This is a genomic window from Gimibacter soli (assembly GCF_028463845.1).
GTDB classification, from domain to species: domain Bacteria; phylum Pseudomonadota; class Alphaproteobacteria; order Sphingomonadales; family Kordiimonadaceae; genus Gimibacter; species Gimibacter soli.
On sequence record NZ_CP116805.1, the window covers coordinates 3,519,725 to 3,534,850 of the forward strand.

The 15,126-nt window shown below is 61.2% G+C and carries 13 protein-coding genes; 6 read left to right on the forward strand and 7 right to left on the reverse strand.

The annotated features are described in order from the left end of the window. Window positions 1-3: 3 nt before the first annotated feature. From PH603_RS16215 to glk, 4 genes are all read right to left on the reverse strand, one after another. Complete coding sequence (locus PH603_RS16215; RefSeq protein WP_289503804.1) at window positions 4-1,575, reverse strand: tryptophan halogenase family protein; 1,572 nt, start codon at window positions 1,573-1,575, stop codon at window positions 4-6. Continuing rightward, entirely contained in the window at window positions 1,565-2,269 is a 705-nt protein-coding gene (locus tag PH603_RS16220; RefSeq protein WP_289503805.1) for a SapC family protein, read from the reverse strand. The genes PH603_RS16215 and PH603_RS16220 overlap by 11 nt, the downstream gene beginning before the upstream one ends. A gap of 103 nt (window positions 2,270-2,372) precedes the next feature. Then, the gene (locus PH603_RS16225) at window positions 2,373-4,907 is read right to left on the reverse strand and encodes a TonB-dependent receptor (protein WP_289503806.1); all 2,535 of its coding nucleotides are present in this window, start codon (window positions 4,905-4,907) and stop codon (window positions 2,373-2,375) included. Between the two features lie 151 nt (window positions 4,908-5,058). Beyond that, a complete protein-coding gene (glk, locus tag PH603_RS16230; RefSeq protein WP_289503807.1) occupies window positions 5,059-6,096 on the reverse strand; it encodes a glucokinase in 1,038 nt (345 codons plus the stop codon). Between the two features lie 358 nt (window positions 6,097-6,454). On the opposite strand from glk, the gene PH603_RS16235 reads away from it, so the two are divergent. Continuing rightward, window positions 6,455-7,495, forward strand: a complete 1,041-nt coding sequence (locus PH603_RS16235) for a LacI family DNA-binding transcriptional regulator (protein ID WP_289503808.1) — start codon at window positions 6,455-6,457, stop codon at window positions 7,493-7,495. Window positions 7,496-7,580: 85 nt separating this feature from the next. Here PH603_RS16235 and PH603_RS16240 read toward each other — a convergent pair whose 3' ends face one another. Continuing rightward, window positions 7,581-8,615: a PEP-CTERM sorting domain-containing protein gene (locus PH603_RS16240; RefSeq protein ID WP_289503809.1), complete on the reverse strand. Its 1,035-nt coding sequence runs from the start codon at window positions 8,613-8,615 to the stop codon at window positions 7,581-7,583. Between the two features lie 446 nt (window positions 8,616-9,061). Between PH603_RS16240 and PH603_RS16245 the strand changes: the two genes are divergently transcribed. The 4 genes from PH603_RS16245 (at window position 9,062) to PH603_RS16260 (ending at window position 12,006) form a co-directional block, all read left to right on the forward strand. Then, window positions 9,062-9,202 (forward strand): hypothetical protein, encoded by a 141-nt coding sequence (locus tag PH603_RS16245; protein ID WP_289503810.1) that lies wholly within the window; start codon window positions 9,062-9,064, stop codon window positions 9,200-9,202. Next, window positions 9,199-9,792 (forward strand): 2OG-Fe(II) oxygenase family protein, encoded by a 594-nt coding sequence (locus tag PH603_RS16250; RefSeq protein ID WP_289503811.1) that lies wholly within the window; start codon window positions 9,199-9,201, stop codon window positions 9,790-9,792. The genes PH603_RS16245 and PH603_RS16250 overlap by 4 nt, the downstream gene beginning before the upstream one ends. 127 nt (window positions 9,793-9,919) lie before the next feature. Next, the gene (locus PH603_RS16255; RefSeq protein ID WP_289503812.1) at window positions 9,920-11,380 is read left to right on the forward strand and encodes an NAD-dependent succinate-semialdehyde dehydrogenase; all 1,461 of its coding nucleotides are present in this window, start codon (window positions 9,920-9,922) and stop codon (window positions 11,378-11,380) included. Between the two features lie 68 nt (window positions 11,381-11,448). Next, window positions 11,449-12,006 (forward strand): hypothetical protein, encoded by a 558-nt coding sequence (locus PH603_RS16260; RefSeq protein WP_289503813.1) that lies wholly within the window; start codon window positions 11,449-11,451, stop codon window positions 12,004-12,006. Here the strand turns inward: PH603_RS16260 and PH603_RS16265 are convergent. Both PH603_RS16265 and PH603_RS16270 read right to left on the reverse strand, forming a co-directional pair. Beyond that, window positions 12,003-13,379, reverse strand: coding sequence for an aminotransferase family protein (locus tag PH603_RS16265; protein WP_289503814.1), 1,377 nt, complete (start codon window positions 13,377-13,379; stop codon window positions 12,003-12,005). The two genes, PH603_RS16260 and PH603_RS16265, sit on opposite strands and share 4 nt — an antisense overlap. 145 nt (window positions 13,380-13,524) lie before the next feature. Further along, window positions 13,525-14,379, reverse strand: a complete 855-nt coding sequence (locus tag PH603_RS16270) for a D-amino-acid transaminase (protein WP_289503815.1) — start codon at window positions 14,377-14,379, stop codon at window positions 13,525-13,527. A 178-nt stretch (window positions 14,380-14,557) separates the two neighbouring features. Here PH603_RS16270 and PH603_RS16275 point away from each other — a divergent pair, with 178 nt between their 5' ends. Then, on the forward strand, window positions 14,558-15,073 hold the full coding sequence (locus tag PH603_RS16275; RefSeq protein WP_289503816.1) for a hypothetical protein: 516 nt from the start codon (window positions 14,558-14,560) through the stop codon (window positions 15,071-15,073). Window positions 15,074-15,126: the final 53 nt, after the last annotated feature.

The window sequence follows — 15,126 nt, forward strand, 5'->3', positions numbered from 1 at the left end:
CCCTTAAATCGTTTGCAGGCCGTAGCGCTTGATGCGGGCGATAAGCTCGCGGTGCGGCAGCAGCTCCCCGCAAAGTTCCCGCGCCTCGCGGCCGATGTCATCGAACAGACGGCGGGCAGCATCCGGCTCGCCGTAGCGCCCGGCCAGCGGCGCCATGTCGGTCCCGAACTCCATGCCGTAAAGGACATAGAGATAATTCTCGAGATTGAAGATCTCGTACCGGGTTGCGAAGTCGTATGCCGTCGGCGGCTGGTGGCGCCAGACGGCCAGTTGCTCAGCCAAACGCTCGGGGATGCCATCCGCCCGCCGGTTATCCTGCCAGAAGTCGCTGTCCGTGCGCTTCGTGAGGCAATAATGCAGCTTGATGAAATCGATCACCCGGTCCCAGCCATAGCGGACCCGCTCGTTGAAGCGATTGGCGACCGCATCCATCGCCGCGCGGGTGGCCGGCATCTGCTCGGCCAGCATGCGGGCGGTGACGTCATAGACAAGAATGCCGGTGGCTTCGAGCGGCTCCACAAAGCCTTGCGACAGGCCGATGGCCACGCAGTTGCGCTGCCAGAACCGTTCCCGCATGCCGATCCGCATGGGGATACGGCGCGGGGTCGCCTCATCCGCGAGCTTGCCGATCGTCGGGCGCAAATATTCGCGGAACGCTGCTTCGGCCGTTTCATGGCTCGTGTGCGCTGAGGAATAAACGTAACCAGTGCCGCGCCGGTCCGGCAGGCCGATGTCCCACACCCAGCCCGCGTCCAGTGCGGTCGCATGGGTACAGGACGGCAGCGGCGCATCGGGGCTGGTGTAGGGCACCTGCACGGCGAGCGCATGGTCGCAGAAAAGCACATCGCTTTTGGGCACGAAGCCGACGCCCATTGCCCCTTCGATAAGCTTTGCGGAAAAGCCGGTGCAATCGACGAAAAGATCAGCCTCAACCCGCCCGGCCCGGTCCGTTTCCACCGCCGCGATATCGCCGCCCTCGGCCATTTCAACGCCGGTGACGTTGGCAAGGATATGCTTCACACCGAGCTTCCCGGTCGCATGCCGCATCAGGAAAGCAGCAAGCTTCGGTGCGTCCAGATGATAGGCATAATTGGTGATGCCTTCATATTCGGGCTGGGTCATCAGCTTGGGGCCAAGGTGCCGGTCGATGACCTGCCCCTGGACCGAAACGGCATCCACATAGCTTTTGTCGCCCGCCGCCCCCATCAGCCAGTAAGGCGTGGGGTCAAGGCCGTCCATTGCCGGAAAGTCGAACACATGATGGTAGGCGCGCGCCGGGTGGCTGCCGGGACTGTGGACCCAGTCCACAAAGCGGATCGACTGTTTGAAGGTGGCATCGCATTCGCGGATGAAATCGGCTTCGCGGATACCAAGATGCTTCAATGTCTGGCGGAAGGCGGGCACGGTGCCTTCGCCAACGCCGATGATCGGGATATCGGGGGATTCGAGAAGCGTAACGGCGACACCCTCGGGGTCTGTCGCCCGAAGGCGGCGGGCAAGGTGACTGGCTGCAAGCCAGCCGGCAGTCCCGCCGCCGACGATCAGGATATGGCGGATATGGCCATCAGGCCGCATTACGCCCCGCCTTGAGGGAAGCCAGTCGGCGCACCTGCTGCAGCGAGAAGAGATGCGCATAGATGACCGGCAGGATGCCGCGCTGGCGAAGATCGAGGAACTTGTCTTCCGCCAGTGCGTTCACTTTGGATTCGTCGATCAGATAGATGCCATCCAGCTGGATGCGCTGGCCTTTCACATCAACGCCGAGGCTTTTTTGCACGAAGAGATCAAGGTCGACAAAAAGCTTGATGATGCTGTTGGTGATCATGTCCTGCTCGACATAGCTTTGCAGGCCCTGCTTGCGCATCTGGAGATAGTCGGTTTCCTGACCATTCTCGAACAGTGCGTCGCCGTCTTCGCTGATCAGCGGGCTCGCGTCATCGATGCCATAGACCAGACGGCCCGTACCATCTTCAAGATTCACAAGCTTGAAGGGCATGTTCATGACGATTCGCGGCACATAGACATCGGCCCAGCCATCGGGACCGGCGAAAAGGTTTTCCTTGCTCTCGAGCCCGAGCAGGGCAACGGCCTGAAACTGTCCGGTTTCGCCGTTCTTCACAAAAACGACAGGCATATCAGCGGCTGCGGCCGGAATTTCCTGGATCACAAGCGGCAGAATCTGGCTGTCCAAAATCACTGCGGAACGCGGGTCCTTGACCTTGATCTTGTCGTGGACGGTGGCCTGCAGGGGCACAATATTGATAGTCATGGTGTCTCCTTTACCTCGAATGCCGTATTGGTAAAGCTTTGCCCGCTACAGTCCAGAAAAAGGGGAACGTATTCCCCTTTTTCTTTGCTTACATGGTTAACAATCAGAACTTCACAGCTGCGCCAAGCGTGATACGGCGCGGCATCTCGTACTCATAGAGCGGGAAGCCATTGGTGAAGCCGCTGTTCGGTGTACGCGATGCGTTGTTGCCGAACTGCTTGGAGCTTTCCTCGAGGATGTTGTTCACATCGAGCTTCAGCGAGATGTTGCTGGTGATGAACCAGGACGCGCTGAAATCGAGGCTACCATAGTCGTCATGCAGGCGGTTGCCGTAGGAACCCGACTCACGCAGCATGTAGGCACTGCGCCAGTTGTAGGCGAGACGCGCCTGGAAGTCCTCGTTCTCGTAGTAACCGGTGAGGTTCAGCGAGTGCTTGGAGCTGTCCGACAGGATGCGGTTGCGGTCCGTGAAGGTGTCGCGGTCCGTTTTGGCATCGGTGAAGGTATAGTTGGCGATCGCGCCGAAGCCGTTGCCGAATTCCTGCTGATACTGGAATTCGAAGCCCTTGGCGGTGGCGGCCTTGCCGTTCACCTTCTCCTGCACCGTCCAGCCTGCAGCAATCTCGTCCGGACGCAGCACGCCCGGGAACGGTACGTCAGCATCGTCTGCATGATATTCGGTGAAGTTCACGAAGTTCTTCACGTCTTTCATGAAGACAGCAGCCGACAGCAGCGAACCTTCAGCGAAGTACCATTCCACACCGACATCAAACTGGTTTGCCACGAACGGCTTCAGGCCGACGTTGCCGATGATCCAGTACTGGTTGTTCGGCAGGTCGTCGTTGGAGCCCACAACGTTCGGGTTCACATACATATCGACATATTGCGGACGCGCCATCACGCGGGCGGCCGAGGTGCGGACGATCACGTTTTCCGCCACATCGAAGGCCACGTTCAGGCTCGGCAGGAACTGGTTGTAGCTGCCGTCCGTATCGGTTTCGGTGCCGCCGACGAAATAGGTCGAGGTGGCATCGGTATGGATGAAGCGAACACCGAAGTTACCACGGAAGCCGTCACCTTCGAAGGAGCTCATGCCGTAGGCGGCAAAGTTCTTCTCGGTCACTTCCGAATAGGCACCAAGGTCTTCGACTTCGCCGGTGATGCTGGCTTTAGCCCAATCCTTGAGTGCTTCGGAATCGAAGCGGATCATCTTGTAGTCGCCTGCGCCCACGTCGTAGGTGCCGGTGGAGAGGCCCGAGGTCGAGATGATATTGTCGAAGCCCGCAGCCTGCGTGAACTCGAAGCGGCGGCTCGTGGTATTGTGGTCGGCATATTTCACACCGGCCTTGAAGGTCTTCAGCACGCCAAGGTCAAGTTCCCACTCGGCATCGGCCTGAACATACCATTCCTTGTCGGTCTTCGGCGTCTTGTTGAAGGCCGAGCCAACGCCCATGGCAAGCGAACCCGGATCATAGGTTTCGAGGTCGAAGCCGTTCAGGTCCCACGTCTGGTTGCCGTTGCGGAAATCATAGGTGCCGCCCGGGATCGGGGTGCCACCGGTGCCATCATCCACAACCATCTCGAAATCTGTACCGCCGGTCGAGCTGGTGCGACCAACCTGGAACCAGGCCTTGTAGCCTTCGCCCGTGTAGGTGGTCGACAGGTCGATGACGTCCGAATTCATGGTCGCTTCACGCGGACGCGCCTGATAATAGGCCACGTTCAGCGGGCCGGCGACCGGGGTGCCGTAAAGCTGCTCGTCGGGGGCAACATCAACACCGCACCAGGTGCAGTTGCCCTGCGTCAGCCACAGCGCATAGTTGGTGTTGTCCGCCTTCATCTGCATGTCGGTGGCATTGAGGACGATGTCGAGCTCTTCGGTCGGACGCCACTGGATGGTGGCGTTGAGCGCGCGACGCTTGCGGTTCTGTTCGAAACCGACCGGGCCTGCACCCCATTCCCAGAATGCTTCGTTACCCTGACGCTGCAGGTGACGCTGCTGATACACGCCCGAAACGAGGATACCGAGGGTTTCCTCGGCGTTTTTCCAGCTGTACAGAGCCGATGCCTGCGGATCGACGTCGCCCGAATCTTCCTGATACTGGCCTTCAACCGAAGCGTAGAAGGAACCCGAATCCATTTCGAGCGGCTTGCGGGTGTTGATCACAACCGTACCACCGACGCCGCCTTCAGCGAGGTCAGCCTGGCTCGACTTGTAAACCTGGATGTTGCCAACGAGTTCCGACGGCAGCAGTTCATAGTTGAACGAACGCTTGGCAGGCTCAAGCACGAACCAGCCGGTCGAGGCCACGTTCTGGCCGTTGAGCGTGGTCAGCGTCAGATCCTGGCCCGCACCACGGATCGACACGCCGGCGCCTTCGCCAAACTGCCGCTGGATGGTAACGCCCGGTACGCGCTGCAGCGATTCCGCCACGTTGCGATCCGGAAACTTGCCGATATCTTCGGCCGAGATAGCATCGACAATGCCATCGTTGTTGCGCTTGACGTCAAGCGCAGCCCTGAGGCCGCCGCGGATACCGGTGACGGTGATTTCCTCGAAATCGCCATCGCCCGCTTCCTGGGCATGGACCGCACCAGCGGCCGCCCCGATGAGCGCAAGTGCGCTCACACTTTTCATGAATGACTTCCGTGTAACCCTCATGTCTTCCTCCTGGTTCCCTCGGTAAAGTTTCGCCGCCCCGGCCTTGCCTGGGTCAGCTTCGCCCTTGGTAGTCTCGAGGCCGCAACTTCGGCCCTTCTTCAAACTCCCGGCTTTGATGCCGGGTAACTCAAACTCGCAACTCGGTGTTCACGTACCATCCGGCTGCCCCGACCACGCCCAACTGGCCGTGGTCGATAAGCCGCACCGGGATGTCCTCCAGAAAAGGGCGCATGGCCCCCTTGTCCGCGAACCGCGCCATAAAGCGGCTCGCCAGAAGATAGTCGCGGATCGAAGGCAGGATGCCGCCGGCGAGGTAGAAGCCCCCGCGGGCGCCGAACGCGAGCGCGAAATCGCCCGCAGCGCTGCCCATCAGTTCGCAGAATTGTTCAAGTGTCTCGGCGGCAAGCTGGTCGCTGCCTTCAAGGCCGGCGGCGGAGACCGCTTCGGGCGTTTCAAGCACTGCCGCCCGCCCTGTCACATCGGCCATGGCATGGTAAAGGCGCAGGAGCCCCGGCCCCGACAGCGCGGTTTCGAGCGAGACGAAGCTGTGACGCTTCTTCAGCGCTTTCAGAAGTTCGATCTCACGTTCTGTTACCGGGGCAAGCGAGGCTTGGCCGGCTTCGGTATTGAGCGCGAGGACCGTATCGCCGCTGTGCGCCAGCACCGCCGCGCCAAGGCCAGTACCCGGCCCCATCACGCCGATCGTGTCGCGTGGGCTGGTCTTGGCGCCCTTGTTGAGGATCACCGTCTCTTCGGCCTTCAGATGCCGGGTGCCATAGGCCACCGCGACGAAATCGTTGATGGTGCAGATGTCGGCGAGCCCGAGCTTGTCGCGAATATCGGAAAGCTTCACCGACCACGGCAGGTTGGTGGCGATAAGGTCGTCCCCCACCACATAGCCGGCACTGGCAAGCGTTGCGGCCTTGATGCCGGTCGGGCCGGTCGTCGCCACAAAATCCTCGACGATGGCGGCGAGGTTCGGGAAATCCAGATTGCGGTATTTCTTATAATGATGGATCGACAGGGCATTGCCATTGACGTCGGCATCGATGACGGCGAGGCGGGCATGCGTCCCCCCGACGTCGGCGGCAAACAGGCGATAGGCGGACACGGCCTGTGCGTTCGGCCGTTTGCCAGAAATGTCCAGTCCCGTCATGGCCTGCATATGCAAGTCGCCCCTTCACTTCCCGTCGGGCACATCGCTGCACCCTGTCCCGTTCGCATGGCGGATACCGCCATGCCCGAAGCCACGCCCCCGCGTGTCATCTGATTGTCATGCTTATTGATTATGACAACGTTGTCTAGTCTATTTTTTCATGTATGCTTACGATGTCATTAAGAATGACCACGTTATCATTGATTTATCGTGACGAGTCATGGGGATAGGCCGTACACTGCAACCAGCCCGGTAGCATTGACGCATTCAAAGCAGCCAGCCATAAGGGTGATCGGGGACAGGCAGCCTGCAGAAAAAGGCAGGCGAGTCTCGGCGCCGCACCCGGCGACTGGAGAGGGGAACAAGCTTGAGCAAGGCAACGATCAAGGATGTGGCGCGACAGGCCGGAGTGTCGCTCAAGACCGTTTCCAGGGTGATCAACAATGAACCGACCGTTCGCGCCGAGACGCGCGAAAAGGTACAGGAAGCCATCAATAATCTGGGCTATCAGCCGGATATGGCGGCCCGCAACCTGCGCGGTGCCACCTCCTATGCCGTCGGTCTCGTTTACGACAACCCGAACCCCTATTATGTGGTCGATATCCAGCAGGGCGTGCTGAAATGCTGCCGCGAGCTTGGCTACGGCCTGCAGATTCACCCCTGCGACGCGTCCTCGCCGCAGCTGATCGACGAACTGGCCGAGCTGGTGCTGCATTCGCGCCTAGCCGGCCTCGTGCTCGCCCCGCCGATTTCAGAGAATGACGATATCGTGCAGGCGCTGGCTGACCGCAGCATCCATGTGGTGCGGATCGTATCGGGCGCCGATGCACCGGGCGGCCCTGCCCCCGCCGTGCATGTGAATGACCGCGCCGCCGCCTATGCGCTGACCGATCATCTGGTACAGCTTGGCCACCGGCGCATCGCCTTCCTTTCGGGGGAAGAGGAGCACCGCTCCACGCCCGAACGCCGCGCCGGTTATGAAGAAGCCCTCCAGGCGCACGGCCTGCCGGTCGACCCGGCCCTTGTGTTGCCCGGCCGCTATACTTTCGATTCGGGCTTCAACCGCACGCAGGCACTGCTGGCCGGGCCTGACCGCCCGACAGCGATTTTCGGCTGCAACGACGAGATCGCGGCAGGCGCCCTGGCGGCCACCCGCGCGAACGGCATGAAAGTGCCCGGAGACCTGTCGATTGTCGGCTTCGAGGACAGCCCCTTCTCACGGCAATCCAGTCCGCCTTTGACGACCGCCGCCCAGAAAACCGAGGCCATCGCCCGGCAAGCCATGCTGCGGCTCATTGGCGCCATGCGGCCGCATACGACAGAAGAAATGAACTCCGGCCCCGAGGCCGATGTGTTTGTGCCGAACCTGATCGTGCGCCCGTCGACCGGCCCGGTCACCAGTCGCTAGGTGCTCGCTCTCATTCGCATCTGAATAGAAAAAGGCGGCCCATCTGGAGCCGCCTTTTCAAATTCATTGGCTGTATCGCTGCGCGTCAGGCGCGGCGGGTTTCGGCCTCGATCGACTTGCGCCGACGGCGCACCATCGATGCAACACCGGCAAAGCCCAGAAGCATGGTCAGCCAAGTTGCGGGCTCGGGGATCGCGGGCACGCTGCCATCCGGATTGCCGCCACCACCGGGAGTACCGCCACCACCACCCGGGGTGCCGCCGCCACCGCCGGTCGGATCTTCGGGGTCAAACGGACCATCCGGGCCATCGTCGTCGTCACAGCCGTCGAGAAGGCAGGAATCATCCGGGATTTCGATGGTGTTGTCGTCATCGTCGTCATCATCGCCACCGCCGCCGGGGCCACCGCCACCGCCGCCGTTGTCACCATCATCACCATCATCGTCGCCGTCGTCACCGTCGTCGCCGCCACCACCAGTGTCGCCGCCACCGCCGCCGTTATCGCCGTCGTCGCCATCATCTTCATCTTCGGGGTCTTCGGGCGAGCCGCCTTCACCAGCGCCGCCACCGCCGCCACCGGGGCCGCCAGCACCGCCGCCACCACCGGAACCGCCACCGGAGCCACCGCCCGAGCCGCCCTCTTCACCAGAGCCGTCACCCGAACCGCTGCCGCCTTCGCCAGCACCCGAACCATCGCCGTCGCCGCTACCGCCGCCGTTGTCGTCGCCTTCACCGTCAGCGCCGGCCAGCCGGTCGAGGCCTTCCTCGCCGGACACAGCATTGAAGAGATAGCTTTCGCCGTCTTCTTCACCCGCGCCAACGGGGCGTCGCTCAGCATAGAAGAAAATGTCTTCCCACGGTTCGCCCGCAGGATTGGTACGACCGAAGCCGGCTGCCGGCAGAAGATCGTTCGCAAGGCGTGCAGCCAGAGCTGCGAGATCGAAACCGCCAGCCGAGCCACCCGGGCGCAACGCGCCGGCATTGCTGCCGTCAGGCGCTTTGAGGAGGCCTGCGCCGCCGCCGCCAAGGCTGATGTAGCTCGATGTAGCCAGGAGAACGACCAGCAGGGCTGCTGCCTTCTTGCTTACACGGCTTTTCGGTTTCACGCTCATTTCACTCATGGTCTGTACCCTTGTACATCCAGCCGGTCACCCGGCGCATCATGCACTCCGCACTACGGGCGCACTCTATTAAACTTCAGTTAACCTCGGACTCGGGACAGTGTCCATACATTGCCACCATATCGCCGATATTCAGTTAACGATTGTCTAAAATTGAATCAAATCGGAACAAAAGCAAAAGAAAACAGTTTCTTCCGCCACTTTGGCCAAAAGCTGTGACACGAAACCAACACAAGGCCTTGGCGGAGTCGCAAGCAGAAAACCGCTCGCTCGAAAGGCGAAATCCTATTTGCTTTTATGACAGTTTCATTATCATGAAAGGAGCGGGCGGCCCTGTGGTGCCGTAATCCGGGTTGTTTCCGGTCCGCATGGAGCATGGAATGCCTTTAGCGACGAGTCTGGCCGACCTGAATCAATCGGCCAATCATTTCACCGGCAAGTGGCCCGTGAGCGAAGTTGTTCTCCTTAACGCACTGAACACCGGTCATTCGGCCGACGACATTGCCAACCGGTTTGGCGTGACGGTCGAGGACGTGGTGCGTCTGTGCGACGAGTATGATCTGCAGAGCTGCCTCGGCGAATCGTGACCCAGCTGGTTCCGCCAACCCTGCGGTTGGCGCCGTTCGTGGCCCCTTTCGGGGTCGACGAAGGCCTGCTTGACGATCTGATTGCCAGGCTGGATGCGGCGGAAGAAGCGACGGAAGCCCGGCTTGCCGGCGGCGTCGCAGACCCCAATGTGCGGGCGTCCACCAGCCTCTGGCTCGATCTCGACACAATCCCCGATCTCACATCTGCCCTCATCCGGTTCGCTTCGGCGACCGTTGATGAAGCGTTTCCTTTTGCCATCGACGGCTTCGAGGAAGGCGTGCTGTTGCAGCGATACCGGGCACTCGGCAGCGCTGCGCCTTTGGGCGACCATTATGACTGGCACGTCGATATCGGCGCAGCCGGCACCACGCGCAGCCGCAAGCTTGCCCTCGTGGTGCAACTGTCGGACCCGGCGGATTATATGGGCGGCCTGCTGGAAGTGAATCTGGATGGCATACCGGTCGCGGCCCCCGCAGAGCGCGGCACCGCCATCGCTTTCCCGGCCTTCGCGCCACACCGGGTGACGCCGGTGACCGTCGGCACCCGCTATTCGCTTGTGGCCTGGATGCACGGGCCGGCCTTCCGCTAAAAGCAAATTCCACATATCGGAATTTATGACATAAATAATTTCAAAAGTGATCAAGCGCCCTCTTGCCAGCCGCATGGCGGGCGCTTAGGTTATGGCCAACTTCGTTTTTCCCTTTCAGGAGACAATCATGGCGCTCACGCTCAAGGACCCGAGCCTTCTGGCCACCAAGGCCTATATCAATGGCGAATGGGTCGATTCCGACGACGGCAGCACGTTCGATGTGCTGAACCCCGCGACCGGCGAACTGATCGCCAAGGTCGCCAGCTGCGGCGGCGCCGAGGCCCGCCGCGCCATCGAGGCCGCCAACGCTGCCCAGCCCGCGTGGGCCAAGCGAACGGCCAAAGAGCGCGCCGACATCCTGCATCGCTGGGCTGACCTGATCGTAGAAAACGCAGATGACCTCGCCGTTATCATGACGGTCGAGCAAGGCAAGATCCTCGCCGAAGCGAAAGGCGAAGTGGTCTATTCCGCGAGCTTCATCACCTGGTTCGCCGAAGAGGGCCGCCGCGTTTACGGCGATGTGATCCCGACGAACGCCAACGACCGCCGCCTGATCGCCATCAAGCAGCCGGTGGGTGTTGTCGCCGCCATCACGCCCTGGAACTTCCCGGCCGCGATGCTGACAAGGAAGGCCGGCCCCGCGCTCGCGGTTGGCTGTACCTTCATCATGAAGCCCGCCAAGGAAACCCCGCTTTCGGCCAACGCCCTGTGCGTGCTGGCTGAACGCGCCGGCATCCCCAAAGGTGTTGTGAACCTCGTGTGCGGCAGCTCGGCCAGCGCCATCGGCAACGAACTGACCGGCAACCCGCTGGTGCGCAAGGTCACCTTCACGGGCTCGACTCCGGTCGGCAAGCTGCTGCTCGCCCAGTCGGCCCAGACAGTGAAGAAGGTTTCGATGGAACTGGGCGGCAATGCGCCTGTCATCGTGTTCGATGATGCCGATCTTGACCGCGCCGTTGCCGGTGCCGCCGCCGCAAAATACCGGAACGCCGGCCAGACCTGCATCTGCGCCAACCGCATCCTCGTGCAGGACACGATCTATGACGCCTTCGTCGAGAAATTCTCGAAAGTTGTGGCGGGCTACAAGGTCGGCAACGGCCTTGAGAAGGGTATCCATATCGGGCCGCTGATCCATGAAAAAGCCGCCGCCGATGTGATCGGCATGGTGGATGACGCCGTGAAGGACGGCGCCAAGGTTGCAGTGGGCGGCAAGCGCCACGCGCTTGGCGGTGCGTTCCTCGAGCCCACGGTCCTGACCGACGTGAACCCCTCCATGCGCGTCTTCCGGGAGGAGATTTTCGGGCCCGTCGCACCGGTCTTCAAATTCAGCTCGGAAGAAGAAGCCATCCGCATGGCTAACGATACCGAGTTCGGCCTTGCCGCCTATCTTTACACCGGCAACATGGGCCGCGCCTTCCGGGTATCGGAAGGGATCGAATATGGTATGGTCGGCATCAACGAGACCGCCATCAGCTCGGAAGTCATTCCGTTCGGCGGCGTGAAGGAATCCGGCCTCGGGCGCGAAGGCTCCAAATACGGGGTCGACGACTATCTCGAGATCAAGCTTCTCTGCCTCGGCGGCCTTTGAGGCCCAGCGGCATAGCCAAGCGTTCGGATGGGGCCCCAGCGGCCCCATCTTTTTTGGGGAGATGACCATTGAAGCTCGCCTATCTCGGTGAAGCCAAAACGGGCGGAGAGCCCTGGGCCGTGGCGGTGCTTGTCATCGCCGACCCCGACCGGCATTGGCCTGCGGTGGATAAGGCCTTCGTGCAAATCCGCAAGGCGCACCTCATGCCCAAGGACCGCGCCACCTGTACCTTCAACCCGAAGGAAATCTTCCACGGCTCCGGCACTTTCGCGCGGGACCGCTACGAGTTTGAAACGCGCCTCGCTCTCCTTGAGGCCCTGACCAGCCTGCCCACCGCCCTCGGCCTGAAGCTTTTTGTGGCAGCGGTCCCGGCGGAGAATTGCACGCAGGAAGACGCCCGCACGCTCGTCCTTGAAGCGTACGAGACAGAAGAAGCCGTTGCCCTTGTCACCGACACCGAAAGCAGCCTCAAAGCCAGCCCCATCGGCCCGCCCCTGATGGCCGACCGCGCCACCAGCCCCCTCCTCCAGCTCGCCGACATCGTGGCCTTCATCGCCAAGCGCGCGGCCGCCGAGAAAGAGGATACGATGGAACTGTATGAGCGGTTGCTGCCTGCCTTCGCCTAAAGCGTCGCCAGAAAGGCCTTCAGTGTGGCTTCAAGCCGCGCGACCAGGTCATCGCATTCGGCTTCCGTGATGCACATAGGCGGGGAGACCATGATCCAGTCGCCGTTCTTGCCGCCGGCGGTGCGGCGGGCATAGATCATGAGGCCGTGATCGAGCCCGAGCATGCGAACCTTGTCGATCACATCCGCCTCGGGCGGGAATGATGTTTTGGTGGCGGGGTCAGCCACGAATTCAAGCGCCATCAGCATGCCGCGCCCGCGGATATCACCGATCATCGGCAGGCGCTGCTGAAGGTCGGCGAGCCGCCCCTTGAGATACGCCCCCATGGTGGCCGCCTTTTCAACCAGTCCTTCGCGCTCGTAGATATCCAGCACCGCAAGGCCGACGGCACAGCAAACCGGGTTGGCCGAATAGGTGTGGCTGACGTTGAAACCGGTAAGCTCGGCAAGTTCATCCACCATCGCGGCGGGCATCAGCGTGGCGGCGAGCGGTGCATAGCCGGCACCCAGCCCTTTGGCGAGCACGACGATATCGGGAAGCGCATCAGGGTAATGGTGGCTCGCCAGGAACTTTCCGGTCCGGCCCGAGCCACAAAGAATCTCATCATGGACGATCCAGATGCCATATTTATGACAGACGGCATGCACGCCCCGGAAAAAGGCATCGGGCGCCACGTTGCAACCGGTCGACAAGCCCCCGACAGGCTCGAACACGAAGCAAAGGATATTCTCGGGCCCAGCCGCAACGATAGCGTCCTCGAGCGCCTGCACGCAGTCTCCGGCATATTCCTCGGCATTCCGGTTGCCCGGCACGCGGTAGGTGACGGGGGCGGGGATTTTCACGCTAGGCACCGAGAACCCATCCAGGAAATTCGCATAGGCGTCATCCCCGGTGATCGACAGCGTGCCGATGGTGCCGCCGTGGTAGGACGGGCGACAGCTGATGATGGTGCGTTTGGCTTTCATGCCCTTGGCGAGCGCATAGGTGCGCAGGAATTTGATGGCCGATTCCATCGCCTCGGACCCGCCGGACGACAGCGTCACGCGCTCATACCCCGGCCCGGCAAGCGCCGCGAGACGGGCCGTCAGTTCCATATTCGGGCGGTGGCGGCTGGTGCGACTGTAGGCGAAATCCATCGTGCGGGCTTGGCGCGCCATCCGGTCCGCGATCTCGGCCCGGCCATGCCCGACGTTTGAAACAACGGGGCCAGAGGAGACGTCGATATAGCGCTTGCCGTCCTCGCCGATCAGCCAGATGCCCTCGGCGCGTTCGATGATCGGCAAAGGCACCTTGTTCGAGGCCGAATAAAACAGGTCCTGTGGGCCGCCGGGCTCGGCACGGAATGCGCGGGTGATGGCGATGGCGTCGGTCATGATGTGGTCTCTACTACATTTACACCGTTCGTCCTGAGGAGCCCTTCCGGGCGTCTCGAAGGACGTTTCCGGGCTGCGGTCTTCGAGACAGCGCTTTCGCGCTTCCTCAGACCGAACGGCATATTTTCCCGAACTGGCAACACTCTCAAACCGCTGTCTTCAGGGCATGATTGATGTAAATCTCACGCAGGCGCCGGGCCACAGGGCCGGGTGTGCCTGCCCCCACCTTGGCGCCATCGATGCGGATGACCGGGGTGACGAATGTAGTGGCGGAGGTGACGAAGGCTTCGTCCGCGCCCTGCGCCTCGGCCACCGTGAAGGGGCGTTCCTCGATCGTCATGCCGGTCTCGGCGGCCAGCTTCACCACACTCGCACGCGTGATACCGGGCAACAGCGCGGTTGAAAGCGCACGGGTGATGATGCGGCCATCCTTGACGATATAAGCGTTGTTAGAGCTGCCTTCGGTGACATCGCCGCCCGCATCCACAAACCAGGCATCATCAACGCCGGCGTCTGCCGCTGCCTGCTTGGCAAGCACCGCCCCCAGAAGCTGCACGGTTTTGATATCACAGCGCCCCCAGCGCAGGTCGGGCGTGGTGATGACGCGGATACCGGCTTCCGCCGCCTTCGAGGCCACCAGCGTTTTCACCTGCGTGAACATCACAAGGCTGGGTGTAGCCACTTTCGGGAAAGGGAAATCACGGTCGGCAGCACCGCGGGTGACCTGCAGGTAAACCACGCCCTCATCCAGATCGTTCCTCGTGATCAGCTCTTTCTGGATCGCGGTGATCTCGTCACCGCTCGCGGGCAGGTCGATGGACAGGGCCTTGCAGGAGCGCGCGAGCCGCGCCAGATGCGCTGCGTTATCGATCAGCTTGCCGCCGATCACCGAGGAGACCTCGTAAACGCCATCGGCAAAGATGAAGCCCCGGTCGAAGACCGAAATCTTCGCTGCTTCCTCGGCCACAAACTCGCCATTCACATAGACCGTCCGGCTCATCGCTTCACTCCCTCGGGCGTCAACACGGGGCGAACCTAGCAGTGCCCCAAGCCCCCTTCAAGCGCGACCCGCCCTTGTGCGAACAGTGGACAGTTGACAGCAATTTCTGGAATTAGGCAGGATCTTGCCGACTGGAGGCCATATGCAGCGATTTCGGTTTTCTAATATACGGACCATCGTGAAGCTGACGCTGAGTGTAATCGGTGTCATCGTCTTTTATGCGAAAGCTAATACTCTTTACTCAGCCGCCCTCAGCAGCGGAGAGTTGCGACCGCGTATTTCGCATTTCACAACGCCCCTCTTTTTCATCGTCTCTTTGGGATATGCGGTGAAATATCTGTATCAACTGATTTTCTATCGCACCGCCATTCATATCGACGAGAGTTTCATCGCCCTTGCAAAGGATATGAAGAGAGAGAAAATCTCGTGGCGCGACGTTGCGGGCGCTCAAGTTGTCGAAGAGGTTGAGACTTTCGGAGAGGACATATGCACTAGCTGGCATCTCCGACTGGTCGCACCAGATAACACTGAGATCATCAAGTATTGCATATCGGCCCATGACATCGATCCAAACGCTTTAAAGGCTTCAATTTCTCTCTTTGCCAAGACAGAACTTCTCCCAAACCCTGTCGAGCCCGCCCAAATTCAAGAACAAGCCACAAGACGCAAATCCTACGGACCGCCGCGCCGCTAAACCCCAGACAACTTCCTTACTCCTTCAAGCGCGACCCGCCCTTGTGCGAACAG